This window comes from Streptomyces sp. NPDC048392, from assembly GCF_043200575.1.
GTDB lineage: Bacteria > Actinomycetota > Actinomycetes > Streptomycetales > Streptomycetaceae > Streptomyces.
The window spans coordinates 1-23,263 of sequence record NZ_JBICYB010000037.1 but is presented as its reverse complement, the minus strand read 5'-3'; the positions used below and the strand labels follow the sequence as shown (position 1 = coordinate 23,263).

26 protein-coding genes are annotated in these 23,263 nt (G+C 68.6%); 9 read left to right on the top strand and 17 right to left on the bottom strand.

The annotated features are described in order from the left end of the window. Positions 1-20 precede the first annotated feature (20 nt). The 15 genes from ACGFYH_RS31655 to ACGFYH_RS31585 form a co-directional block, all read right to left on the bottom strand. Positions 21-1,085, bottom strand: coding sequence for a lanthionine synthetase C family protein (locus tag ACGFYH_RS31655; RefSeq protein WP_393806608.1), 1,065 nt, complete (start codon positions 1,083-1,085; stop codon positions 21-23). After that, the gene (locus tag ACGFYH_RS31650) at positions 1,082-3,121 is read right to left on the bottom strand and encodes a lantibiotic dehydratase family protein (protein WP_393806607.1); all 2,040 of its coding nucleotides are present in this window, start codon (positions 3,119-3,121) and stop codon (positions 1,082-1,084) included. The genes ACGFYH_RS31655 and ACGFYH_RS31650 overlap by 4 nt, the downstream gene beginning before the upstream one ends. Before the next feature lie 90 nt (positions 3,122-3,211). Further along, the gene (locus tag ACGFYH_RS31645) at positions 3,212-3,397 is read right to left on the bottom strand and encodes an FxLD family lanthipeptide (RefSeq protein ID WP_097921476.1); all 186 of its coding nucleotides are present in this window, start codon (positions 3,395-3,397) and stop codon (positions 3,212-3,214) included. A gap of 125 nt (positions 3,398-3,522) precedes the next feature. Further along, the gene (locus ACGFYH_RS31640) at positions 3,523-3,990 is read right to left on the bottom strand and encodes a DUF6082 family protein (RefSeq protein WP_393806606.1); all 468 of its coding nucleotides are present in this window, start codon (positions 3,988-3,990) and stop codon (positions 3,523-3,525) included. Positions 3,991-4,064: 74 nt separating this feature from the next. Then, on the bottom strand, positions 4,065-4,640 hold the full coding sequence (locus ACGFYH_RS31635; RefSeq protein ID WP_393806605.1) for a DUF6624 domain-containing protein: 576 nt from the start codon (positions 4,638-4,640) through the stop codon (positions 4,065-4,067). Continuing rightward, positions 4,637-5,209, bottom strand: a complete 573-nt coding sequence (locus ACGFYH_RS31630; RefSeq protein WP_393806604.1) for a hypothetical protein — start codon at positions 5,207-5,209, stop codon at positions 4,637-4,639. Before ACGFYH_RS31630 ends, ACGFYH_RS31635 begins: the two co-directional genes overlap by 4 nt. Positions 5,210-5,256: 47 nt before the next feature. Beyond that, positions 5,257-5,748: a DNA-binding protein gene (locus ACGFYH_RS31625; RefSeq protein ID WP_311659042.1), complete on the bottom strand. Its 492-nt coding sequence runs from the start codon at positions 5,746-5,748 to the stop codon at positions 5,257-5,259. 127 nt (positions 5,749-5,875) lie between these two features. Then, positions 5,876-7,129 (bottom strand): acyl-CoA dehydrogenase family protein, encoded by a 1,254-nt coding sequence (locus tag ACGFYH_RS31620; RefSeq protein WP_393806603.1) that lies wholly within the window; start codon positions 7,127-7,129, stop codon positions 5,876-5,878. 88 nt (positions 7,130-7,217) lie between these two features. After that, positions 7,218-7,859, bottom strand: coding sequence for a GAF domain-containing protein (locus ACGFYH_RS31615; protein ID WP_311659039.1), 642 nt, complete (start codon positions 7,857-7,859; stop codon positions 7,218-7,220). Next, the gene (locus tag ACGFYH_RS31610) at positions 7,859-8,482 is read right to left on the bottom strand and encodes an ATP/GTP-binding protein (protein WP_179888477.1); all 624 of its coding nucleotides are present in this window, start codon (positions 8,480-8,482) and stop codon (positions 7,859-7,861) included. The genes ACGFYH_RS31615 and ACGFYH_RS31610 overlap by 1 nt, the downstream gene beginning before the upstream one ends. A 52-nt stretch (positions 8,483-8,534) precedes the next feature. Beyond that, positions 8,535-8,948 (bottom strand): DUF742 domain-containing protein, encoded by a 414-nt coding sequence (locus ACGFYH_RS31605; protein WP_097921483.1) that lies wholly within the window; start codon positions 8,946-8,948, stop codon positions 8,535-8,537. Then, positions 8,945-9,460 carry a roadblock/LC7 domain-containing protein gene (locus ACGFYH_RS31600; RefSeq protein WP_097921484.1) on the bottom strand — a complete coding sequence of 172 codons (516 nt, stop codon included), beginning with the start codon at positions 9,458-9,460 and terminating at the stop codon, positions 8,945-8,947. Before ACGFYH_RS31600 ends, ACGFYH_RS31605 begins: the two co-directional genes overlap by 4 nt. Before the next feature lie 74 nt (positions 9,461-9,534). Next, on the bottom strand, positions 9,535-11,055 hold the full coding sequence (locus ACGFYH_RS31595) for a sensor histidine kinase (protein ID WP_393806602.1): 1,521 nt from the start codon (positions 11,053-11,055) through the stop codon (positions 9,535-9,537). A gap of 29 nt (positions 11,056-11,084) precedes the next feature. Continuing rightward, positions 11,085-12,986, bottom strand: coding sequence for a glycoside hydrolase family 15 protein (locus tag ACGFYH_RS31590; RefSeq protein WP_393806601.1), 1,902 nt, complete (start codon positions 12,984-12,986; stop codon positions 11,085-11,087). Positions 12,987-13,219: 233 nt separating this feature from the next. Further along, complete coding sequence (locus ACGFYH_RS31585; RefSeq protein WP_393806600.1) at positions 13,220-13,714, bottom strand: DUF6415 family natural product biosynthesis protein; 495 nt, start codon at positions 13,712-13,714, stop codon at positions 13,220-13,222. 257 nt (positions 13,715-13,971) lie between these two features. Here ACGFYH_RS31585 and ACGFYH_RS31580 point away from each other — a divergent pair, with 257 nt between their 5' ends. Further along, positions 13,972-14,754 carry an aminotransferase class IV family protein gene (locus ACGFYH_RS31580; RefSeq protein ID WP_393806599.1) on the top strand — a complete coding sequence of 261 codons (783 nt, stop codon included), beginning with the start codon at positions 13,972-13,974 and terminating at the stop codon, positions 14,752-14,754. 9 nt (positions 14,755-14,763) lie between these two features. After that, on the top strand, positions 14,764-15,681 hold the full coding sequence (locus tag ACGFYH_RS31575) for an SUMF1/EgtB/PvdO family nonheme iron enzyme (RefSeq protein WP_097921488.1): 918 nt from the start codon (positions 14,764-14,766) through the stop codon (positions 15,679-15,681). A gap of 119 nt (positions 15,682-15,800) precedes the next feature. On the opposite strand, the gene ACGFYH_RS31570 is transcribed toward ACGFYH_RS31575, so the two are convergent. Together ACGFYH_RS31570 and ACGFYH_RS31565 are read right to left on the bottom strand one after the other, a co-directional pair. Further along, positions 15,801-16,217 (bottom strand): ATP-binding protein, encoded by a 417-nt coding sequence (locus ACGFYH_RS31570; protein WP_257134748.1) that lies wholly within the window; start codon positions 16,215-16,217, stop codon positions 15,801-15,803. Positions 16,218-16,270: 53 nt separating this feature from the next. Continuing rightward, positions 16,271-16,858, bottom strand: a complete 588-nt coding sequence (locus tag ACGFYH_RS31565) for a hypothetical protein (RefSeq protein ID WP_097921489.1) — start codon at positions 16,856-16,858, stop codon at positions 16,271-16,273. Positions 16,859-17,390: 532 nt separating this feature from the next. Between ACGFYH_RS31565 and ACGFYH_RS31560 the strand changes: the two genes are divergently transcribed. The 7 genes from ACGFYH_RS31560 to ACGFYH_RS31530 all read left to right on the top strand — a co-directional run bounded on the left by ACGFYH_RS31560 (position 17,391) and on the right by ACGFYH_RS31530 (position 23,052). Then, positions 17,391-18,431 (top strand): hypothetical protein, encoded by a 1,041-nt coding sequence (locus ACGFYH_RS31560; RefSeq protein WP_393806598.1) that lies wholly within the window; start codon positions 17,391-17,393, stop codon positions 18,429-18,431. Between the two features lie 15 nt (positions 18,432-18,446). Next, positions 18,447-19,001, top strand: coding sequence for a GNAT family N-acetyltransferase (locus tag ACGFYH_RS31555; RefSeq protein ID WP_267079502.1), 555 nt, complete (start codon positions 18,447-18,449; stop codon positions 18,999-19,001). After that, entirely contained in the window at positions 18,998-19,501 is a 504-nt protein-coding gene (locus tag ACGFYH_RS31550; RefSeq protein WP_179888479.1) for a gamma-glutamylcyclotransferase family protein, read from the top strand. Before ACGFYH_RS31555 ends, ACGFYH_RS31550 begins: the two co-directional genes overlap by 4 nt. 410 nt (positions 19,502-19,911) lie before the next feature. After that, on the top strand, positions 19,912-20,304 hold the full coding sequence (locus ACGFYH_RS31545) for a MarR family transcriptional regulator (RefSeq protein WP_393806597.1): 393 nt from the start codon (positions 19,912-19,914) through the stop codon (positions 20,302-20,304). Positions 20,305-20,665: 361 nt separating this feature from the next. Beyond that, a complete protein-coding gene (locus ACGFYH_RS31540) occupies positions 20,666-20,848 on the top strand; it encodes a helix-turn-helix domain-containing protein (RefSeq protein ID WP_097921493.1) in 183 nt (60 codons plus the stop codon). 38 nt (positions 20,849-20,886) lie between these two features. Next, positions 20,887-22,101: a tyrosine-type recombinase/integrase gene (locus ACGFYH_RS31535; RefSeq protein ID WP_393806596.1), complete on the top strand. Its 1,215-nt coding sequence runs from the start codon at positions 20,887-20,889 to the stop codon at positions 22,099-22,101. A 621-nt stretch (positions 22,102-22,722) separates the two neighbouring features. Then, positions 22,723-23,052, top strand: coding sequence for a hypothetical protein (locus ACGFYH_RS31530; RefSeq protein ID WP_393806595.1), 330 nt, complete (start codon positions 22,723-22,725; stop codon positions 23,050-23,052). The last annotated feature ends 211 nt before the right edge of the window (positions 23,053-23,263 follow it).

Genomic DNA, 23,263 nt, shown 5'->3' with positions numbered 1-23,263 from the left:
GCGGGACGGCAGGGTGGGGGTCAGGTGAGCAGGAGGGCACGGGTCCAGCCGGCGGTGCCGGTGTCGTGCAAGGCGAGTTGGGCTCCGGCGCGGCCTTCCAGGAAGCCAGGTTTGGGCAGGTGCTCCCAGTCGGCGGCCAGCCGGCGGTGCAGGTCCTTGACGATCGGCGTGAAGCGGGCTGGCGCGGGGCTGTCGGCGGCGACCGCGCGGGTGAGGGTCAGCAGCCCGGCCCAGCCGTGGCAGAGGGTCGAGTCGGTGATGCGGTCGAGCTGCTGTGGGTCGGTCAGGATGGTCTCGACGGTGTCCTCGGCCGCTTGGCGCCGGGCAGGGTCGCCGAGGGCGAGCGCGGCGAGCTGTTGCGCGCGGGCGATGCCGGTCTGGCCGTAGCACCAGGACTGGCGGGCCGGCTCCGCCTCGGGCGGTTGGTCGGCGTCCAGGTGGGCTGCAATGGACCAGTAGTGGGTGCCGTGCCGGTCGAGCCAGATCGCGAACGTGCCGATGGCCTCCTCCTGGCCGGGAACGCTGACGCCGTCGCGCAGGGCGATAGAGAGCACGGCCAGGGGCCCCGCGATCCCGTGGGCCATGCCGTTGTTACCGTGCCCGCCAGTCATATCGGTCCCACCGGGGCCGGCCGCCGACCACCACCCCGGCAGCATCCGACCGTCACCGCGGACGGGGCGGGCGAGCGCGACGAGGCAGGCGAGAACGTCGTGCAGCCGGGGCGCGATGGGGCGGGACAGCAACAGCGCGGCGAGCCCGGTCAGACCGCGGATGAGGTCCCATTCGGCGAGATGGGGCAGCGGGCCGGCGGCCTGACGGCGGTGGGCGGCGGCGAGCCGGGCGTCCACGACGCGGTCGACCGCCGCGCGGACGTCGTCGCCGACCCCGTTAGCGAGGGCCAGGACGAACTCCAGGGCGGGTGCGCCGTGGAAGAGGCTGGCGTTGCTGCCGGTGCTCACGCCCCGGGCGGTGGCCTGGGCGAGGTGACGGCGGGCCGTGGACAGGTCACGGCGCTCGATATCGAGCAGGGCCATGCCCAGGGCACCCTCGGACAGGTCCTGCGTACGGGGCACGGTCGTCGTCATGAGCGCCTGGCCAGGGGGACGACGATGCTGTGGGCCCGGCCGCCGATCCACCCGTCGGCGTCCAGCGGGGGCGCGTCGTGCAGGGTGGCGATACCGACGGGGCTGGCATCCAGGTGCGCGCGCAGCAGGTCCAGGTCGACGTCGCGGGTGAGGTCAAGGGTGAGGTGCTGGTCGTCCTCCGCCAGGAGTACCTGTTCCGGCACCCGGAACCGGGCCCGCCAGGCGTGGAGCTGATCCGCCCACTGCTGCAGTGGCGCGGTGCGGTCAGGCAGTATGCGGCTGCGGATCTTCCACCGGGCGGTGGCGAGGATGGTGCGGCGGTAGGTGAGTGCCGGGGTGAAGGGCAGGGCCCAGGCGGCGCCCCAGTCGAACCAGGTCACCTGCGGGGACGCGGCCCGGCTGATCTCGCCGAGGAAGCGGGCCATCGGCGGGGTGTAGTTGTTCCACAGGAAGTTGATGGCGGTGGGGGCCAGCAGCTCCAGCGGCTTGCCCGTCGCGGTCTCCACCAGCTGGGGGCGGCCGTCGGCGACGGTGACCGACAGGTCGCGGGGGAAGAGGACGTTGGGGCCGGGGCGGCGGAATTCGCCGACGCTGACGACGCGGGGCAGGCCCTGCGGCGCGCGGGTGAGCAGGTCGGCCGGCACACGTCCAGCGTGGAAGGAGAGCTGCGCGAGTTCCGCCTCCGGATCGACGGTGGGCAGGTTCGCGTACGCCGCCTCCGTACCCGGCAGTAGGTGCCAGAACCGGCCGGTCATCGATCCGGCCGAGCGGGAGACGGTCAGCACACGCAACCGAAAGTCCCCACGATTCAGAGCCGAGACGGAGGAGGCGTGCACCTGTGTAGCAAGTTCGACGTGAGGTGCCAGATCGTGGGGCCTCTTGCCGGCCGCGGCTTCCAGTTCCTCGATCATCGCCCCGGTCATTGCGACAGTGCGGCTGCCTTCGGCGGCGGCGGTGCCGGCCAGCTCCAACAACAGCCGGTCGCGTCGGGACATCGGCCGGGGCGGTTCGCTCGCCGTGAGGAACCCGGCCGGGAAGCCCACGCCCCGGTCAGGGTCCGTGGCCATGTCCACCGGCACCATGGTGTTCTCGCCGTAGAGCTCGGTGAATCGCTCGATCCATCGCTGCCATGTCGGTGTTCCGGTCGGGTGGGTGACCAGGCGGGCCAGGAGGGTCGCCGCGGTTTCCACTTCGGTCAGCACCTGTTCGGGCAGCCGCACGTCGGCGTCCAGCCGCAGGTCGCACGCTGTCCGCAGGCCAGCTGCCTGAGCGCGCGCCGTGGGCGGTAGGACGTCCGTGGGGTCGGCGACGGTGGCGGGTGCGCGCAGCGACGAGCGCAGCAGCCGTACCCGCAGCAGTTCACCGAGCAGATGGTGGCGCGCGGTGTCACTCACGGCGGGGAACTCCGCGGCCAGCTTGTCGGACAACTGGCTGTACCCGATCGGTGATCGGGCCAGATCGAGGACGAGACGCAGTGCGGGGTTGAGGGCGAGGCGGAACTCGGCGTCGCCTTCTGAGGGCACGTGGATGTGCTGGTCGCGCTGTTGGATCAGGGTGTTGACGCAGACCTCGGCGTCGGCCATGCGCGCAGCGTCGCTCTCCCAGTTGCTGAGCATCTCCTCGAGTCCGGTCGGTTCGGGGCGGGTCACGGCCTGGTGCTTGTCGCCGATGTGGACGGAGGTGGTCTGGGCGAAGCCGAGCGGGGCGACGCCGGCGAACAGGCCGTAGGGGGTGGAGCGACGTGCGTAGCGGATCGCATAGCGGGCGGTGGACAGCGCCGCCCGGCGTATCCGGCGCACCTTCGGTGTGCGGCCGTCGATGATGGCCTGCACCTGGTCCACCAGATGGGGGCTCGCTTGCGACACGGTGTGGCGGAAGCCGGTGTCGGACCACACCGTGCTCAGCCACGCGCGCCACTCTTCCACGGGTGCCGTGCGTGTTGGCCACGGCGGCATGGCGGGTTCGGTCGTGTGGACCGCGGCGCGCAGCATGGCCTGCCCCGCGGCCTGGTACAGGCTTAGCCGTTGCCGTGTCATCAGCGTTTCCTTCATCTTCTGGGCGTGACGGGCTGGGGCGGGCCGAACGGGGAGAGCCTCGTCCGGCCCGCGCTGCCGGGGTGACCCGGCTTACGAGGTGGTGCAGGCGCTGGGGCAGGAGCTGCCGCAGTTGTCGCCGGTGCCGCACATCAGGACCGTCTCGGTCGCCGGCGTTCCCTCGATGAAGGTGATGTCGAGCCCGAACGGGTCGTCGTCGGTCTTCACAAGGTCGGCCTGCGCGGGAGCGGTCGGCCTTTCGGTCTGGGTGGCGGTCATGCGTGCCTCCTGTAAGTGGTGGGTGGTGCGGGGTACCGGGACCCGGTCGGGTCCCGGGGTCTGATGCCCGACGAGCGGGCCAGCGAAGTTGCCTGGTCCATGGCGTCTGGGGGGGTGTGGTGCTGTCAGGCTGCTGTGGGCTGCGCCAGCGGGGTGTTCTCGGCGGCGTGTTCCAGTACCCGGGTGAAGTGCTCGGCCCGCTCGTCGCCCTCGGCCTCTTGGGCGCGGAGGTCACCGAAGTGCTTCCAATACCGGCGGCTGACGTCGCTTTTCATGATCCACGCGGCGAAGAGGGGAAGGTGCCCCTTCGGGATGAAGCCGAGGCGGTCGCGCAGGCTGAACGTGCAAAGGAGCCGGTTGGCCGACATGAGCCGCATGTACTCCTCGGTCTCCATGTCCTCGGGCTTCCAGATCTCGGCGAGTTCGGGATTGATGGACATCTGAGCCAGCCAGTCGATCTGGTTGCCCGCGAGAAGCGCCTCGTTCCGTTCGGCCTGGTGCCGCGCGTCCTGCCGGAGCCGGGCGGCTCCGACCACGGCGGTCGCGAGAGAGACTGCTGCGCCAGCAGCGAGGACGGCGGTGGTGAGCTTCATACGGCAACGGTCCTTTTCGCATAAGGGGGAACGGTGGGTGCGTCGGATCGGTGGAGTGGGCGGGGCACGCTGGGTCATGCGACCTCCGCGAGCACGACGGTCGAGGAGTCGCCGGCCTGGTGACCCTGGGCGAACCGGCGACGCACCGTCTCCAGGGCCGTGGCGATCGGTGACAGCCCGACGGAGGCCCTTCGCTGGTCCAAGGAGTCGGGCGCGCGCACTGGACACAGCTCAACTCCGCTTGCGGTGAGGGCCTGTTGAGTCCCGAACTCCTGGGGGCGACCGCTGTTGACCAAGGTGCGGTCGTAGAGGTGGGCCCAGTGCTGGACACGCGCGTCGCCGTCCTGGACTGCGCGCTCCAGCAGGGTGGCGCCCGCCCGTTGGAAGTCGGGGTCGTCGTCGGCGTGAAGAGCCAGGCTCCAGGCGGCGCGTGCCGCTTCGGCGCCGACGAGGCGGTGGCCGGGCCAGTCGTGTTCGGCCAGGACGCGGCGCAGCACCTTGGCGTCGGCGTGGTCGGCGTGACGGTCCTGGCCGAGTTGGACGGCGTCCAGCTGGTTGCGCAGGCGCTTGGCTCTGCGCGCTGCCGCCTTCGTGGCTCGATCGATGAGTTCGCGTGCGAGGTCCGGTCGCAGCGGTTCGGCGGCCGTCACGCGATGCTCCGGCTGTCTGTGGGGGACTGCGGTTCGTGGACCCGGCAGGCGATGAGCGCGCTCAGTCCAGAACGTTGCTCGGCGATGAGTTCGAGACGGGCGACGCGTTCCTCGTGCTGTCCGGTCCCCGATCCTCGTACGTCCCAGCCCATGTCGGTGAGCCGTCGGAGGACGGGGGCGATCGGATCCACGTCGAGGGGCTGGCGGGCCAGGGCTTCGGCGCGTACGAGGGGCATGTCGCGTCGGGCGGCGAAGTCGGAGGCCCACAGGGTGATCAGCTGGATGGTGTCGTCGGAGCTGTCGGGCAGGGTGTGGATGCAGCTCAGGAACAGGCACGATCCTTGGCCCCAGCCGAGGTCGGGCGCGCGCTGCGGGATCATGCAGGCCAGCAGCAGACCGTCCTCGAACAGTCCGGCCGGCTTCGATTGCGGATTGCGGAACAGGGCTGGGACATCGGCTCGGGCGGGTACCGGGAGGCCGCGCATGGTGAGCCAGCGCTGACGGTCCTGGACGAGCGCGGCGGCCTCGTCTCGCTCGGCGTCCGTGCACAGAGTCCGCATCTCGTACACGGCTGATAACTCTGGTGCGCGCTGGTGCAGTGATGCGGGAGACGTGTTCACTGCACTGCTCCGCTCTCCACCGTGCCGGTCGGCTTGGTGCCCAGTAGGTGCCAGGCGTGGGCCAGGACGACGAGCTGGGTGACGTCGGCGGCGCCTGTCTCGTCGAGCAGTCCGTCGAGGGCGGAACGGAGATCGGCGGGGGCGATCTTGGCGGCGAGGGCGATGTCGCGGGGGAAGCTGAGTTCAGCGACCGCCTTCAGCAGCAGCCGCTTCTCCGCGTTGAGCTCCGGCGTTGCCCGGTCCGTCGTCGGCGGGGCTACCTGCTCGGTCGCCAACAGGCGATGCACGAGCACATGCGGCTTGCAGCGAGGCGGGCAGTGGACGCTCACCCGGATGTCGCGGAGGTACTGACGGACCGTGTGGGGCGACAGGCCAGTCCTCGTGGTGATGTCTTGGGTAGTGAGACCGTCCACGAGGTGCTGGGCGACGCGCTGGTGGGTCGGCTTCAGCGGTGTGATCGGTGCGCTGGTCGTCGTGGACGGGGTCACGGGTGTCTCTTCCTCGGCTGGGTGGACGGTTTCCGGAAGGGGTGCCGCCGGCCCCCCGGGGGCCGGCGGCCGGCGGCACGGGCCCGCGCGCGGCGGTCGGGATTCACGGGGTGCCGCGCGCGGGGGTTCATGCGGCGGTGGGGTCGGGTTGTGCCCAGGCAGCCTCGGCAGCGAGGCGTTCGGACCACTGGATGTGGTCTTCGTCGAAGGCAGCGTCGGAAAGGCGTATTCGCTGGACCTCGCCCGTTCCGGCCGGCGGGTGGGTGTGCTGGATGTCGCGCCACAGGCGCTGGAGGACGTACTCGCGGTCGAGGGCTTGGGCGCCGTGCAGTTCCATGGAGTCCTGAACTGACTGCATGGCCCACTGGTGGCCCAGGTACTTCGCGTTGATGAGCTCGGCGTCGCAGGACAGGCTCTGGTCGAGGAGATGCACGGACTGGTAGGCCAGGATGCGTGCAGCGCGCAGGCGGGCCTCCATGTCGCCGACGCGGTCCCGCAGGACCGGCAGATCGGACAGGGCACCCCGGTAGCGGGGCCGGGCCTTGAGGTAGGAGGTCGTGGTGGCGGCGACCGCCTCGTGGATGCCCAGGCTGACGGCGGCCAGGTTGGGACGGCCGTACAAGATGCTGCTGCTCTGGGCCACGCTCAGACCCTGGCCGATTTCGCCGACCACGTTATCCGTGGGGACGCGGACGTGGTCGAGGTCGAGGCGGCCGGCGGAGAAGCCGTGAAGGCCGAGGCCAGGGCGGTGGTCAGCGATGGAGAGTCCGGGGCGGTCGGATTCGACCATGAACGCGGTCAGCGCATGGGAGGCACGCACGCCTGCCTCGGCGGTCCGGGCGATCACGAGGTGGGCTCCCGCGAGATGGCTGTTGCCGATGTGAACCTTGTTGCCGGTGATCACCCACTCGTTGCCGGCGGGTTCAGCTGTGGTCTCGATCCCGCCGATGTGCCCGCCGGCGGTCGGCTCGGTCACCGCGATCGACAGAAGCAGCGAACCGTCCGCCACCCCCGGCAGCCAGCGGACTTTCTGTTCATAGGTGGCGAAGTGCAACAGGGCGCCGACGGGGATCAGGGTGGCCTGCAGGATGGCCGCGGCAGCAGCCGAGACGCAGCCGACGCGGTGGAGCAGGACCGTTTTGGCCACATGGCCGGCGCCCAGGCCGCCGAAGGCGGGCGGGACAGTGACGGCGAACCAGCCCCGCGCGGCCATCAGATCGGCGACCTTGCGCTCCACCCGGCCCGGAGCGGCTTCCATCCGTACGGCGCGCGGCGCGACGTGCTCGGCCGCGAAGGCGTCCGCCTCGTTCCACAGCAGTTCGTGGCGGGCGGTGAGATAAGGACGCAGCGCCGGAGGCGGTGTGGCGGGTGTGGCGGTCATGGTCGTCTCCCTCTCCCTGGGTAAAGGTCGCGCGGTGAAGCGGCCGGGGATCGCTAGCGGCTCCCGGGTGGGGGGCGGTGGAACGGGTCTAGCGGACGGGCGCGTGGGCGATGTGGTCCATCACCTGAGCTCCCGTGCTGATGACGATGTCTCTGAGCCGTCGGGCTTCGCTCAGGGGCCGCTTCTCGGGGTCGATGACGCAGACCGTGCCCAGCACGGTGCCGCTCTCATGGATGAGCGGTGCGCCGAAGTAGGAGCGGATGCCGACCGCGTCGACCACGTGGTTACCGCTGAAGCGGGGGCTGGCGTGTACGTCGTGCAGCGGGAGGGCCTTCTTGCGCGCCACGACCTCCGGGCACCAGCCGTGGTCATGGCTCATGGTGCGGCCGACGATGACATACCCGCTGTCCGCAGGCGGCTGGTGCAGTCCGACGAAGGTCTGCTCTTCCAGGAACAGATTGACGAACCCGTACAGGAACCCGGCCTTCTCGGCCATGCCGCGGGCCAGCTCGTCGAAGTCCTGGCTGGCAGCGGTGGACAGGCCCAGGCGCTCCAGCAGCTCGTACCGCTGCGCCAATTCGGTCGCCTGCTGGGCCTGCGGGCCGGTGACGGCAGCACCGGCTGGGATGGACAGCCCGTGGGCGCCGTCGCGCATGCCGCGTTGCGGCAAGGACAGCGCGGGCGGGGCGGCTTGGGGCACGAGGTGGGGATCGTTGGGCTGATATGACATCAGGCGTCCTGGAGGGTGGTGGTGGATGTGGGGCGAGCGGGTCCTGCCGGTGCGTTCTGCACGGCGTGGCCGACGAGGGTCAGCAGGACGCCGGCGACGTGGCTCGGATTGCGGGCGTCCCAAGAGGTCGCCCCCACCGTCCAGCGGGGCGAAACGTCGGTGACCACCGGCACAGAGGCGGGCAGGTCGAGGGCGGCGCGGACCTGTTCGGGGTGGTAGCGGTGGGCTCCGTCGAAGTGGTTCACGGCGACGACGAAGGGCAGGCCGATGTCTTCGAAGAAGCTGACGGGGGTGAAGCTGCTTTCCAGGCGGCGGGTGTCGACCAGGACGACCGCGCCGACGGCTCCCCGGGAGAGGTCGTACCAGAGGTCGACGAACCGGTCCTGGCCGGGCGTGCCGAACAGGAACAGCTCCAGAGGTACGGGCGCGTCGGGGAGGCTGAGGCGGCCGAAGTCGAAGGCGACCGTGGTGGTCTGCTTGGCCTCGACGCCTTCCAGGCTGTCCACGTCCGTGCTCGCCTCGGTCAGGTACTCCTCCGTGCTCAGCGGCGTGATCTCGCTGACCGCGCCCACGGCGGTGGTCTTGCCGGCGCCGAACCCCCCGGCGATCACGATCTTCAGCACGGTCGGTGCACCAGCATGCGAGGGCGCCGAAGTCCGCAGGCTCTCAGGCGGGTCATCCGGCCTGGCGGTAGGCGATGGCATCGGGAAACTTCCTTTTCAGGGCCACTGAGAGGGCCGCCAATAGGTGGGTGGTGGGGCGTTCATCCGCATCTGCGTCGGAGGGGGCATAGGCAGCGGTGACGGAGATGACCAGGGCTTGGGAGTCCAGGAGGTCCGAGACGAGGATCTTGACGGCGGTGACGGGGCGGCCGAGCCGTCCCGCCAGCTCGGTCACCGAACGCCGGTGCTCCCGGCACAGAGCGAGGATCTCTTCGCATTCCTCGGCCTGGCCCAGGCCGGGCCGTCCGGGGCCGGCGTCCAGCACGGTGTCTAGGCCCAGCAGGTGCCGCGGCCTGGTGCGTCCGCGCGTCAGCGTGTAGGTCCGCACGAACGTCGAGTCCTCGGCCGCATCGCCGTGGGTGCTCACCGGGACTCATCACCTGTGCCGACACGGACGGGGATCTGCATGTAGGGGGCGAACTTCTTGACCAGGCGCCCCATCTCGAACCCGACGGGGCCTGCGTCGGCGTCCGGGGCAGCGATGACGGCGAGGACCGTGTCCACCTCACCGCGTTCGTTGCCGGGGTGGTCTTCGAAGGCCGCGCTGCGACCGGCGCTCTGGACGAAGAACAGGCAGTCGTCGCGCTCGATGATGACCTGCCGGGCCGGCCGCTTCTGATGGCTGGGGCCGGTTGCGTTCGACGCGAGGGAGGCCACTCCGCTAAGCGCGGCCGACAGTTCGTCCGCCCAATCCTTGTCCACCTCGCTGTCCAGGAGCCGCAGCCCGTCCCGCGACAGCAGAACGGCGTGCAGGACGCCCGGAACGTCGTCGGCGAACTGCCGCAGCAGCCAGGCCATGTCATCCCGCTGATGGCTCGCCGTCGCCTCGGATGCAGGCGCGACGCCGGTCGTCGAGTTCATTTCAGGGTGGGTGCTCATGAGGATCGCTCCAGAAGGGGGAAGGGCCGGCGGATATGTCCGGGCCACCGGGAACGCGGCAAGACGGGCGATGGTCAGGGCCTGGGCTGCTCAGCCGGAGTGGGAGGAGAACCGGCGGCCCCGCCGGCCTCTATGCCCGTGCGGAAGGCGGCTGCGAGCCCTGGCGTCGCCGCGGTCGCGGGGGCCTGCTCCCGCGCACGTGGCGGAGGGAAGGAACCGGCCTGCCGTGTACGCCGGGGAAGGTCGGGCGCTGGAGCAGCGTGCCCCGCCACGTCGGCGCCCGGCGGGCCCACGGCGATCGAGTGCTGGACCTGCCCTGCAGAAGGGGCAGCCGTCGCTGCGGCAGCCCGCCGTGGCGGGAGTGTGGAGGGGCGCGTTTCCCGGCGTCGAGCGCCCGCGTCACCAACGGGAGAAATCGCTACGAGGAGCCGGGCCGGAATGACAACCAGAGCAGTGGTGCCTCCCGTCACGTTCTCCTGCAGGAGAACGGACAGCCCGTGTGACTGCGCGATCTTCGCGGCGACCAGCAAGCCGAGCTGTCCCTCTCGCACCTGACCACTGACATCGACCTCATCAGGGGCCTTGAGTAGATGATTCATCTGTGCGCGGGCCTGCGGGTGCATGGAGATGGCCCGGTCCTCGACCTCGACCGCCAGCCCGTTCGGCACCCGTTGCGCCCGCACCGTCACCTTCGTCGCCGGGTCGGAGCACTCGCAGGCATTCTCGATCAGCTCGGCCAACAGGTGCGTCAGGTCCGGACCCACATGTCCGGGAAGCCCCAGCTCACCCCCCACGGAACCGGCCGCGACCACCACACGCGGGTACTGCACCACCTCGGAGATCGCACCACGCAGCGTGGTCGTGACGGGCACCGGCTGGCGCACGCTGCGCAGGGACTGCCCGCCCAGCACCGCCGTGCTCTCCACCTGACGACGCATCCGCGTCACGAGGTGATCGATCTCGAAGATCTTCGCGAGCAGTTCCGGGTCGTCGGTCAGCATCTCCAGCTGAGTCAATGCTTCCAGTGCCTTCCCGACCAGGGCATGCTCCCGCATGGCCAGGCGGCGCAGCACTTCCAGAAGGACGACGGACTGGGACTCGTCGTGCACGCGTATCAGCGAGGCGACGGCCTGCACCTGCAGTGCACTCAGCGCCTTGTCGATCTCTGCGGTCACACTGGCCGGCTGCGGCATCTGCACGTCCGGCAGCGGCGGTCGTGCCCCTCGGCACAGTTCGTCCGCCGACCACGCCACCGACTTCTCGACGGCCGCCGCAGCTCCCGTGACGGCGGTCAGCACCGCAGCTCGCCGTTCCTCTGCGGTTGTCTGCACGGCGTCGGCGGCCGTACGCACTCCGCGAGCCGCTACCAGCGCGACTCCGGCCAGCCCGCAGACCAGGCCGCCCAGGAGCCCGCCGAGAGTAACCGCGGCCGTCGCCCAGATGGCGAAGGCGGCGCCCAGCAGGCCCGCAAGAAGCAGCAGGGGCAGCACCACGGCACGACGGACGCAGCGCACCGTGAAGGCGTCGGTCCGTGGCGACCGCCGTCGGCGGTGGCCGGTCGCGGCCGGCCGTGTCGGGTACGCGCTGTCAGACATGGGAATCCTCGTCAGTGGAAATGGGACGGCTAGGCGTGCAGCGACGTCAGGGCCTTGCGGTTCTGTTGCGGCCCGCGTGCGGGGGAGCGGGGCGCCGGAACCGCCACCGCGCCTCGGTGAGGGGAGGACTGTGTCGCCAACTGCTGCAGGAGCAGGGCACTCTGGATCAGGCCCATGTGGCTGAACGCTTGCGGGAAGTTCCCGAGTTGGCGCTGCTGGACGGGGTCGTACTCCTCGGCGAGGAGGCCGAGGTCGTTGCGCAGCGCGAGAAGACGTTTGAACAGGGCGTGTGCCTCATCCAGGCGGCCGGTCAGGGCCAGGGCATCCACGAGCCAGAAAGAGCAGAGGACGAAGGTGCCCTCATCGCCCAGCAGGCCGTCCACCCCGGCGTGGTTGCCGATCGTCGGGTACCGGCGCACGAGCCCGTCCGGTGTGGACAGCTCCCGGCGTACGGCGTGCACGGTGCCGATGACGCGCGGGTCGTCGGGCGGAAGGAAGCCGACCCGGGGGATCAGCAGCGTGGCGGCGTCCAGCTCCTGCGAGCCGTAGGACTGGGTGAAGGTGTTGCGCACCTGGTCGAACCCCTGGGTGCAGACTTCGCGGTGAATCGTCTCCCGCAGTTCGACCAGAAGGCCCGGGTCCAGCGCGAGGGCGCCGGCCTCGGCCAGGCGGATGGTGCGGTCGACGGCCACCCAGGCCATGACCTTGGAGTGGACGAAATGTCGGCGTGCCCCGCGGATCTCCCAGATTCCCTCGTCGGGCTCCTGCCAGCGCTGGACCAGGTGCTCGATGAGCCGCTGGTGCAGGACCGCCGTGTCGGCGCAGTGGGCGACACCGCTCTGGTGCGCGAGGTACAGGGTCTCGATCAACTCGCCGTACACATCGAGTTGCAGCTGGCCCGCCGCCCCATTCCCGACCCGCACCGGGGCTGACCGCTCGTACCCTGGAAGCCACGGCAGCTCCCGCTCCCGCAGATCACGGTCGCCGGTGATCCCGTACATGATCTGCAGGTTTTCCGGATCTCCGGCCACCGCACGCAACAGCCATTGCCGCCACGCATGGGCCTCCTGCCGGTAGCCGGTTCCCAGCAGCGCGGCGAGAGTGTTGGAGGCGTCCCGCAGCCAGGTGAAGCGGTAGTCCCAGTTCCGTCCGCCGCCGATCTCCTCGGGCAGCGACGTGGTCGGCGCGGCAACGATCCCGCCGCTGGGTGCATACGTCATCGCCTTCAGCGCGATCGAGGAACTAACCACTGCCTCGCGGTAGGGCCCGTCGTAGGTGCCTTCCTGCGTCCAGTCCTGCCAGAAGTCGAGCGTCTCGGCGAGCGCGGCCTCCGGGTCGGGAACCTCCGGTGCGGCTGCGTGAGAGGGGCACCAACTGAGCACGAACGCCACGCTCTGCCTGGCGGCGATGGTGAAGGCACTGACGATGACGCCGTCCTTCTCCACCTGCTGGACGCCCGTGTCTAGCCACAGAGCGTCCGCGCCGGCCTCCGCGACCATGCGCCCCCCGACCTCGTGGATCCACGGGCTGACGCTGCCGTACCCCGGCCGCGGACGCAGGGCCGAGACCATCGGCACCTCGCCGGACACACCCTCGACAATCCGGATCACCTGGGGTGCCCCGTCGCGCGGCGGCATGAAGTCGAGCACTCGAACCGACCCGGTCGGAGTGCGCCACAGCGATTCGAGGACGAGCGAGTCACCGCGGTACCGGCGCTCGGAGACCGCTCCGGCCTCGGATCGGCCGGCGGGCGGGGCCGGGGCGATCTGCCAGGAGCCGTGCTTCTGCGTGCCGAGCAGGCCGGCGAAGACGGACGGCGAATCGAAGCGGGGCAGGCACAGCCAGTCGATCGAGCCGTCGTCGCAGACGTGGGCACTGGTCTGCATGTCGCCAATCAGACCGTACTGCTCGATACGCGGAAGACGCTTCATCGTGTGGATCTCCGTAGACCCCGCGGATCCGGGGATGGCATCGGGACCGCCGCAGCGGCCGGGGACGGTAGATGAGGAAGGACTCGGTGGTCACTTGTGTGGGGAAGGTCCGTTCTGCCCCTGTGCGGAGTCCTCGTCCTGGGGAACGGTGCGGCCGGGTGCTCGGCCACCGCGGAAAATCAGCCAGGCCATCGGGCCGAGAACTACCGCGATCAGAATTGCCCCGGTGGCGGTCATGCCCGGGGCACCGACGCGGCCAGAGCCAAGAGGACGAAGGCGACAGCGAAGACCGAGCCGCGCAGCACATTGAGCTGCGGCCTCCACCAACGCCGTCTCCGCATGGGCTTCGCGGGGACAACGCCGTGCGCTTGTACGGCCGCGACGAGTGCCTGAGTGGCCTCGGCCAGCTTGACCAGATGCACCCTGCTCGGCATGTAACCGTCGGGTACGCCTGCTGAAGCGAGCTGCTGCGCGCCGCGCAGCGCCGAGGCCGCAGGCGGTACGACGGCCCCGAGCTGTCCGATGTGACCGCGAAGGCGCCGCGCAAGTTCCTCCACGTCGCCGGCGCTCCCCGGCAGCGGCGAATCCTCGTCCAGCACGAGCGCCACCGTCTCCGCCGCGGCCACCGCCCGATCGCGCTGCGGGCCGGGTGCGGCGCCGATACCGCCCTGCCTGCTCGGGGCAACGCGCGGGCCGGCATCCCGACGGGAAGTCAGCGGCAGACGCATGACACAACTCCTCTTCACATCAGACCAGCTGGGCTCGGCCGCGACTGGTGCGACGCCTGGAACAGGGTTCATCGGGGTCCTTCCAGGTGGGCAGCGCAGGAGAGCGCGGCAGCAGCGCCGATCACTCGACGTAATTGCCTGGTGACCAGCGAACACCCCGCCGTAAAGGCTTGGGAATGACTTTTAGATGACGTTGACCCATCAGTAACCTTGATTGGGGTGCCGTCGGCGCAGACGGTCCTGACATGCTGGGCGCCATGGTGACTCTCGATGGAAAGCCCGTATCCGTAGACGACCTGCTCCCCCTGGCGCTCACGAACGTCGGGCACTTCACGTCCATGCGCGTCGACTCCGACGGCAGCATCCGCGGTCTGACGCTGCACCTTGAACGCCTCACGCGGGACTGCAAGATCGTGTGGCACGCGGCCCTGAACACCGACCGTGTCCGCGAGTACGTCCGCCAGGCCGTGGGGGGACAGGCCCTTCCGTGCGTCGTGCGCGTGACGATCTACGACCCGAAGGTCGAGATGGGCCACCCGGCCGATGCCAACGAGCCGCACGTTCTCGTGTCCGTACGCGGCGCCGGCTCCCTGCCTCCAGCCCCGCTGCGCGCCCAGAGCCAGGTGTTCGAGCGTGACCTGCCCCAGGTGAAGCACACCGGCCTCTTCGGAGCCCTGCACACCCGGGGGGCGGCTCAGCGAGCGGGCTTCGACGATGCCCTGTTCGTCGGCCGCGACGGCTTCGTCTCCGAAGGTGGTACCTGGAACGTGGCCTTCGTCGACCAGGAGGGCACCGTCGTGTGGCCCGACGCTCCCGTACTGCCCGGCGTCACCATGGCCCTGCTCCAGCAGCAAGCCGACCACCGCACTACAACTGTCACCCTGGCCCAGGCGAAGGGCATGGCCGCGGCCTTCGCCACGAACACCTCGATCGGCGTCCGCCCTCTGGCCGCGATCGACGACACCGACTTCCCTGTAGATCACCCCGTCTTGAGGCAACTCCAGGAGACGTACCTGTCGATCCCCGGCGAGACCCTGTAGGGCAAGACCATGGCGGGGGTAACCAGGTGGACCGGCCGAGAGGCCGAGTTGCTGCGAATCGCCATGCGCAAGAGGCAGAAGGACTTCGCCGATCTGGTCGGTGTGAACCCCCGCCAGATCCCCCGATGGAAACGCCGGGGGGAGACCATCGAACTCGAACTCGATAACCAATCGGCCCTGGACACGCTGCTCGCCCAGGCCCCGCCCGACGTTCAGCAGCGATTCGCCGCACTCATGACCGAACGCGCCGCAGTTGAGCACGACGAGCGCGCCGAGGAACTGCTGCGTAGGGACCCGAGCACTCGTCGGCACCCGGTCGATGGGAAGGTCATGGCCCTCGTCGAAGAGGGCATTTTCCTCTCCGGCCCAGACAACCGCTCGGTTTGGCTGGAGCCGTTCCTCATGGACGTCTACCCGACGACCAACGAGGACTACGCGAAGTTCGTGCTGGCCACCAGGCACCGACCACCCCAGCACTGGCCCGACGGCCACTGCCCCGTCACGCTGGCCACTCACCCTGTGGTGTGGGTGACTTGGCACGACGCGACTGCGTACGCCCGATGGGCCGGCAAGTCCCTGCCTTCCTCGCGGCAGTGGGAAAAGGCCGCTCGCGGACCGCGCGGGCGCATCTACCCCTGGGGCAACGAGCCGACAGCCGCGAAGGCGAACACGGCCGAGGCCGGAATCGACGCGACCACCCCCGTCTCCCGCTACCAGTCCGGCGCCAGCCCGTTCGGCATCTTCGACATGTGCGGCAACGTCTGGGAGTGGTGCGGCACCGAAGAGGAGCCCGGCAACGGACGGCGCCAGTTGAAGGGCTCCGCGTTCACGTCCCCGATCGAACGGGCAGCGCCTTCCCTGCTGAACGCTGCCGCTGCGTCGATGAAGGACAACGACACCGGGTTCCGCTGCGCCACGCCCGCCTAATTCGGCCGCTGTGGCGGACCAGTTGATCCGACGGTGGCGGTTGTGAGCCGTGGCGCCAATCGTCAGCGCGCCGCCGGGGCCGGGCGAGGCTGCGCTCCTCGTGGTGCGTTTGCCGGACATCAGCTTGCCGCCAATTTGAGCTCGCACCATGTGGTGGCGCCGGCATCCTCAACACCCCAGGTACCTCGACCCTCTTCGGCGAGCGACTGGACGAGAACAAGGCCGCGGCCGTTCTCGTCGGCGTCACGGGGGGCCTTGGGACGGGTGTGGCAGCTAGGTACACCGTCGTGTACGTCGATGCGCAGGAAGCCTGCACGGAGCGAGAGAATCACAGTGACCTCCCGGCCGCCGCTGTGCACGATGGCGTTGGTGACCAGCTCGGAGACGATCAGGACCGCCTCGTCGGCGACGTAAGCCAACCCGCGGGCACTCAGGCGCTGTCGGGCTCGGCGCCGCATGACGCCCACCTTTTCGCCGTCCTCGGGCGGCGGAAGCTCACCCGGCGGTCGCTGCCCGATGCCGAACGTGGAACGCATGAAGTCACCATCGCGATTGGGGCCAGGGCGCGGTCGTTCGGTAGTCGTTGTCATCACGTCCTCTGGGGGGCTCGGAGGACCGCCCGGACCGCGGATACCGCTCTGGAGAGCGGGCTCTGCTCGTCTTCGGGGGCGAGGAGGGAACGTGCTTCGGCAAGGCAGCGGACCAGCTGCACCGGTGCGGTGAGCAGGGGGGTATCGCCCACGGTCGACTCGGCACTGGGTGCCTCCAGCCATTCCACCGGTACACCCTGCGCTGATGGCGCGAGCCCGGGGATACGAACCGCGTGGCCGATTCCGAGGCACGTCGGAACGGCACTCCGGTCGAGCCAGGATGCCCCGACGACCAGATTGCCCCAGCGGGCTGCGGTGCCGGGCGGCACGAGGATGGCCGCCGTGGTCAGGTTCGTGAAACGGACGGCCGGCCCTACGGTCTGTTCGTAGCGGCGCAGGATGTCGTACGCCAGTTCAACTACGTTGCGGGGTGCCAGCACGACATCAAAGGTGATGCCGGTCGGCAGTCGCCGGGGGAAGTCGGGCGTACGGCGCCAGGCGCTCACGGATTCGGCCGGCGAGGCAGTGGCTGCGGCGAACCACGCGGACAGGCGCTCGGGCTCGCCAGTCACGGTGCAGGTCTCCATGAGTCCCTCCCAGGTCGATAACCGATCCTTGAGCACGCACAGTGCCTCCGACGTCACCTAGTGCATCGGAGGAGGTGGGGCAGTGAACAGGTCTTTTCGCCGGAACCTTGATCGCCCCCTACCCGCCCTTCACCCGCCCTTTCCGCTCCCATTTCCTCCCCACCAGCGCTTTCACTGACGACGCCTCACACAGCCCGCGAGATGACCGCTACGGTGAGCCGACACCAGTCGGTAAAGGGGGTATCCGGTGAGCCGCAGCCCGATGAGAGCGCTTCGCGAGAGCCGCAACCGGACCCAGGCGAAGGCGGTTGATGAACTCAACTCCCTAGCTGAACGGCTTGCTGGCGAAAGGCGGGTCTCGAAGTGCCCGACCTTCACCGTCCGCCAGATGTCGAAGTGGGAAAGCGAGACGAAGCGGCGCCCATACCCGCACCCCGATACACGGGTGGTCCTTGAGTTGTACTTCCGGCGGCCAGTTGAGGAGCTTGGACTCCGCCCGGTTGCTGGAGAGGAGTCTCCTGACACTTCTGCTGTGCCTGCCGTGACGCAGGTCCCGCTCATCGAGCAGTCGGCCGCCACGATTCCGCTTTTCGCCGGAGGCGACCAGGACCCGCCGCCGTGGCTGGCTCAGACGACGACAGATGTGGCCAGCTCCACGGACTGGAAGATCGCCGAGGATGAGGTCGATCTACTCCGCGAGGCTGCGGACGACATGGACGCGCAGGACCAGCAGTTCGGCGGCAACCGACTCTGGCGGCCGACGCGTGCCCACCTGCTGTGGGTACACCACATGATCGACCGCGGTATCTACGACGAGCAGCTTGGCCAGCAACTGCACGCACTCGCAGGCAAGTTCACTACCAGCCTGGGCTGGTTCTCTTACGACGCCGGGCTCCATGCCCAGGCTCGGCAGTACTTCTCCGAGGCCCTGAACGCCGCGATGTTGACAGGCGACGATGTGCTCTCCAGCCGCACGCTGAGCAACATGGCCCGCCAGGCCGTGGACCTGAACAAGGGGCGAGAAGCGATCCGCTTCGCCCGACTGGCACAGACACACGCGGGTATGTGGAGCGCGCCGACGCGTGTCACGGCACTCTTGGCCATCCGTGAAGCTCAGGGGCACGCCCGGGTCGGCGACGCCTTCAACTGCGAGTCCGCGATCAAGCGGGCCTGGAAGGAATGGGACCGCGGGACGGACGACCGCGACCCTGATTGGACGACGTTCCTCAACCAGGCCGAATTGGTGTGCCTGGAGGGGATGTGCCGACTTGACCTCGGCCAGACTGCTCGCGCCCAGAAGCTCCTGGCGCAGTCGGAGAAGCTGCAGGACGTGGCTCACTCGCGGAACAGAGGGATGTGCCTCGGCCGGCTTGCGACCGCGGCCATCGGCGCTGGAGACATCGACCACAGCGTCGATGCCGCGAGGAATGCCATCGGGCTGATCCGGACGGCGGGCATGTCTTCCGCTCGGGCAGTCCAGCAACTGAAAATCGTCCACGATGGACTGGCCCCTCATCACCGCGCCCGCGGGGTAGGGGACCTGCTTGAAGAGATTCGCGCAGTCGTCGCGTGATTCGGCAAAGGAGAGATGCAACCAGTGGATGCGGAGTACCAGCGGTACGACGGGGCGTCGGTCAAGGCCATCATCGACGAGCTGGTCGAGGTGTACGCCCGGGTGTACGACACGCCCCCGTACATCGGCGACCCGTTCTTCTCCGTCGACTCCTTCCGGGAGCGGCTGGGGGCTGCCTTCGGCAGCGAGGGCTTCGAGACGGTGACCGCGCGCCGGGACGGGCAGATCATCGGATACGTGCACGGCGCTACGCTGCCCGCCGACAAGCCGTGGTGGATCTCCCTCGGCGACCGGAGGCCCGCGCAGCTCCAGACCCTCGCTGATGCCCGGCAGGTCTTCTGGCTCCGAGAGCTGATGGTCCTCCCCGAGTACCAGGGCCAGGGCCTCGGCAGAAAGATCCATGACACCGTGATCTCGGGACGCGCGGAGAGTGCCACCACCCTGACTTGCATTATCGACAATCAGCCGGCGCACGATGCCTATCTGCGATGGGGGTACACGGTGATGGGGGAGATCAAGCACGCCCCAGAGTCGCCGACCTACAACGCCATGTACCTGCCCAGCTCGTGACGACCGGAATGATCATGTACCAAGCAACCGCCCAGCCCACCCCGGTCACGGCGACTTCCGGTCGCCGTGACCGACTCGCGCCGGATGCCGCGATCCTGTTCGCATACGGGACGCTCCAGTTCGATGCCGTCCTCGAAGCGCTGATCGGTCGGATACCGCAGCAGGTGTCGGTCAGCGCGCCCGGCTGGCGCGCGGCGTCGCTGGAGGGGCGTGTCTACCCGGGGCTCGTAGCGGCGCCCGGCTCTGCGGCGCCCGGCGTACTGTTCACCGACCTCAGCCGGAGAGAATGGATGATTCTCGACGCCTTCGAGGATGACCGTTACGACCTGCGCGAGGTGACGCTGACCTCCGGCGGGCGAGGACTCGCCTACGTCTGGCCGGACGGCGAGGTCCTCGAAGGGGACTGGGATGCCGAGCAGTTCCGTACCCGTCACCTTGACGAGTACGCCGCGCGGTGTGCGCGGATTGCCCCGGGCCTGCTCGCCAGAGCTGCACACTGAACCGGGCGGCGACGTACACGCAACCACCCTCGGGACATGCCGCGTACGACGAGACCGGGTCCCACGCGCAGGTCACAGTGGCTGTGTTCGGACCGGAACGCAGACCTGCGGCGAACGTGAGGGTTAGGCGCCCGTCGGTGATGACCAGGCGCTGGTCGATGACGTGGCGCGGATGTGCTGCGCCGAAGGCGCCAGCCCTTTCCTCACGCCGAGGTAAGCGGGGCCCTCACCACGGCAGGCCCGAAAACGGATTCGCCCACGGCAGACGAGAAAGGGCCCCGTGGGACTGGAACCTTTGCCGAAGACCATGTCAACGTACAACCTCCCCGGAAAAACACCAGGTCAGAGATGCTCCAAGCGGAGCGGGGGCCAGCGTCCGGCGCTGGCCCCCGCCTCCCGTCTCACGCGCCATGGTCCCTACCAAGGAGGCCCACCTGCCGAAAGTCGCACTTCGATCGGCCCGCGTCGCCGCTCCGATCCTCCTGGCGCTCGGCGCCATGAACGCATGGACCGCCCAGACGAAAGCTGACTACGCAGCCCTCTCCACGGCCCTGTGCCTCTGCGTCTGTGCCGCCGGCCTTTTCGGCGAGGACCTTGTGCAGCGCGGACATCGCCAGGACCTGGTGGTGCTCGCGCACATCGCGGCCCACCCGGGTGCTGAGGCCCGTGGCATCGCCCGAGCCGTCTGCGCCCCCGAACGCGTCGTGGCTCGCAACCTCAGCCGACTCACCGAAGACGGGCTCGTGCTCCTGGTCGAAGACGACGCACACCCCGCGCTCAGGTCCTACCGGCTTACCTCGTAGTCCGCGGTTGCGGGGCGGAATGTAGCCCACGATCCCCGGTTACCGAAACCGGGGATCGTGCAGACCATAGAGGGAGTTCGCACCCGACTGTGCTTGGCGGTGGAGTCGGAGCGGGCTAACCGACAGGGCCCAGCAAGTGGAGAGGTAGTACCCGGCCCGCCCGCCGCATAGCTGTCGGCTTCTGCTCCAAGCCCCTCATGGCATGGGTAGTGCTGTCGGCATTGCCCAATCGACCACGCGCCCCAGCAAGGAACCCAAACGTGCGCCGATCCGTGATACCCCCTGCCCATTTTCGCTCAGATAGCTGCCTCCACGGCGGCGCTGAACGGCAACCCTCTTCTGCTGTCATGCAGGTGGCGTCGTGAGCGCCGGCGGGAGCAACAGGCTCCTCACTCCGGGAGAAGTGGCTTCTTGGCTGCAGGTGAGCGAGATCACCGTTAAGAACAAATATCGAGCGTGGGGACTTAAGGCGCAGAAAGTCGGACGCCTTCTGCGATTCCGCGAGCGCGACATCATCGCCTATCTCGAAGACAACTACGGATAACGGCCGCTCGGCCATTCCTCGCACATGAAGGGTGTCAGTTGGCAACCGTATACCAGCGATGCAAGTCCGATCCCAAGGTCACCACATACCCGTGCGACAAGCCGCGCTGTGGACATTCTTGGACGGTCCGCTATCGGGAGCCTGGCGGTCGAACGGCGCGGCAGCGCGAAAAAACGTTTGCGAAGAAGACCGGTCCAGACGGTGCGGACGCCTTTGCTGCCAAGGTCGAGACCGACAAGGGGATGATGGTCTACATTGACCCCGATGCTGGCAAGATCACCGTCCGCATCTACGTCGAAGACTGGCTCGAACGTCGAATAATCGGCGACGGAACCTACAACAATTACAAGGGCTTCATCGATAACCATCTCGTCCCCCGGCTAGGCCGAAAAACCCTCGCCGGAGTGACCAAGCGGGATATCGAGCACTTTAAGGCTGCCATCAGCAAAGAGCTGGCCGCGAGCACGGTGTACGACCGCATGAAGATGGTGAAGCACATCTTCTGGTCCGCAAAGGAAGAAAAGCGGATCCAGGAAGATCCGACCAAGGACGTCAAGAACGCCCCCGGGTCGCGCGCCGTCGACGAGGACGAAATCCCGACCCTCGACGAGGTGCGGCTGCTGCACCAGCACATGTCGCCCCAGTACAAGCTCACCGTGTGGCTCCAGGCCGGGGTCGGCATGCGAGTGAGCGAGGCCCTGGCCTTCCACGTCGGATGCTTGCGCAACGACATGGTCCGGATCCGCTGGCAGATCAGCGCGAAGGCGCACCGTGACGATTGCCGAACACGGCTCGTCCCCCTCAAGCACCGCGAGGAGGGCGAGTACCGCGACGTGCCGGTCGCGCCTTTCATCTGCACGGAGATCGACGAGCACGAGAAGCTGTGGCCGCCGATCCCGATCACGTTCCGCGACAAGGCAGGGAAAGCGCGTCAGGTCGACGTCTTCTTCGCTCCCCGTGAGCGCGGCAAGGGCACCATGCCCACGGCGAACACCTACTCGTATCACTTCAGGAAGGCGTGCGTCGCCGCCGGCCTCGTCGATGTGGAGGGGAAGCCGAAGTACCACCCGCACTCGCTGAGGCACTTCTTCGCTTCAACCGCGCTCGCGGCGGGCATACCTATCCACGAGGTCTCACGCTGGCTCGGTCACAAATCCATCACAACCACGGTCGACATCTACGGCCACCTCGTGCCGGAGGCGTGGGACCGGTGTCGTGCCATCATGCAGACGGCGTTCGAACCCGCCGCGTAGGCCCGGGCGACGAGCTGCTGTGCTGGGATGGTGCTGGGATGGACACCCAGAAAGCCGCGTTTTCGCAGGTGGGAGCTCTGCACCAAACATTCCGCTTCAACGTGTAACGGCCGACATACCGCCACGTCGCTGGTCTGGCAAACATGCAGGGCAGGAAGGGTCCGGCTCTTTGGAGTCGGGCCCTTGGCTTTTTCCCGTGCTGGGATGGTGCTGGGGTGCGGGTGGGCTGCCCGTCCTGGGATTGAACCTGGCGTACGTCTCAGCTCTTCTGGGTCTACAGCCACCTGGGCGGGGGCGTTCCCGCCAGTTCCGGAGTGGTCGTGATCCAGCACTGAACACGTGGAATGCTTGCTGATCTGAACAGGTGTGAAGTGGGCTACGCATGCTCGAAGAGCCGAACGAGCCGTTGGGCGGAGTGGATGAGGAGATGTACTTCTCCAGTAGACACTCACGCATCGAGTTCATTTCCTTCGAGCACCGAATCGCGTCTCTCGCCTGGCCAAGCGGCAAGATCGAGAAAAACGTCGACCTTGAACTGTCGGAGTTGCGGGCGAGACGCGCGGCTGGACGCACAGGATCAGAGGTTGGGAGGGCGAGTCCGATGAGGCGCTCGATGAGTCGGTGTTCACGCTGGACTCGGACATCCGGCAGATCAGTGCTGGAGTGATCATCGTGGCTGCTGTCGCCGCGCTTGAGTCCCTCATGAACCAGATCTTGGACCAGCCCGGCGACGCGGCTCTACACCGGGCCGGCCTGACGCGAAAGGCTCGTGAGTTCGCTATCCGATGGTCGGAGGTTTTGGACGCCGCAGCCCTTGAGGAGGATGTGGTCTGGCTTCGGAAACGACGCAACTCCTTCGCGCACCGGTTGATCGATGACGTTGACGTCCAGTGGCGAGGGAACGTTCCGGACTGGGACTTCGATGACGAGGCAGCGGACGAAGCCCTGTAAGGGTCGGGCGGATCGCGTCGATGCTGGTGGAGGGCTGGGAACAGCAGCTGCTCAGTGCTGGGAGGTGACCTGCCCCCTGCCCTAGTACTCCAGCAGTACTTCGTGGCTTGACCTGGGGGAACGTGGAGCGGTGGGAGTGTAGCGGGCAGGATGCCGTCACGGACGACTTCCGCCCGCACCCCCCTCGAAGGAGTGCCCACGACGGCGGTAG

Bases quoted from the DNA above. Each gene is read 5' to 3' on its own strand.
- ACGFYH_RS31655 (WP_393806608.1), bottom strand. From the start codon at position 1,085: ATGACGACGACCGTGCCCCGTACGCAGGACCTGTCCGAGGGTGCCCTG.
- ACGFYH_RS31650 (WP_393806607.1), bottom strand. From the start codon at position 3,121: ATGACACGGCAACGGCTAAGCCTGTACCAGGCCGCGGGGCAGGCCATG.
- ACGFYH_RS31645 (WP_097921476.1), bottom strand. From the start codon at position 3,397: ATGACCGCCACCCAGACCGAAAGGCCGACCGCTCCCGCGCAGGCCGAC.
- ACGFYH_RS31640 (WP_393806606.1), bottom strand. From the start codon at position 3,990: ATGAAGCTCACCACCGCCGTCCTCGCTGCTGGCGCAGCAGTCTCTCTC.
- ACGFYH_RS31620 (WP_393806603.1), bottom strand. From the start codon at position 7,129: ATGACCGCCACACCCGCCACACCGCCTCCGGCGCTGCGTCCTTATCTC.
- ACGFYH_RS31615 (WP_311659039.1), bottom strand. From the start codon at position 7,859: ATGTCATATCAGCCCAACGATCCCCACCTCGTGCCCCAAGCCGCCCCG.
- ACGFYH_RS31600 (WP_097921484.1), bottom strand. From the start codon at position 9,460: ATGAGCACCCACCCTGAAATGAACTCGACGACCGGCGTCGCGCCTGCA.
- ACGFYH_RS31595 (WP_393806602.1), bottom strand. From the start codon at position 11,055: ATGTCTGACAGCGCGTACCCGACACGGCCGGCCGCGACCGGCCACCGC.
- ACGFYH_RS31590 (WP_393806601.1), bottom strand. From the start codon at position 12,986: ATGAAGCGTCTTCCGCGTATCGAGCAGTACGGTCTGATTGGCGACATG.
- ACGFYH_RS31585 (WP_393806600.1), bottom strand. From the start codon at position 13,714: ATGCGTCTGCCGCTGACTTCCCGTCGGGATGCCGGCCCGCGCGTTGCC.
- ACGFYH_RS31580 (WP_393806599.1), top strand. From the start codon at position 13,972: ATGGTGACTCTCGATGGAAAGCCCGTATCCGTAGACGACCTGCTCCCC.
- ACGFYH_RS31575 (WP_097921488.1), top strand. From the start codon at position 14,764: ATGGCGGGGGTAACCAGGTGGACCGGCCGAGAGGCCGAGTTGCTGCGA.
- ACGFYH_RS31570 (WP_257134748.1), bottom strand. From the start codon at position 16,217: ATGCGTTCCACGTTCGGCATCGGGCAGCGACCGCCGGGTGAGCTTCCG.
- ACGFYH_RS31565 (WP_097921489.1), bottom strand. From the start codon at position 16,858: ATGGAGACCTGCACCGTGACTGGCGAGCCCGAGCGCCTGTCCGCGTGG.
- ACGFYH_RS31555 (WP_267079502.1), top strand. From the start codon at position 18,447: ATGCAACCAGTGGATGCGGAGTACCAGCGGTACGACGGGGCGTCGGTC.
- ACGFYH_RS31545 (WP_393806597.1), top strand. From the start codon at position 19,912: ATGGTCCCTACCAAGGAGGCCCACCTGCCGAAAGTCGCACTTCGATCG.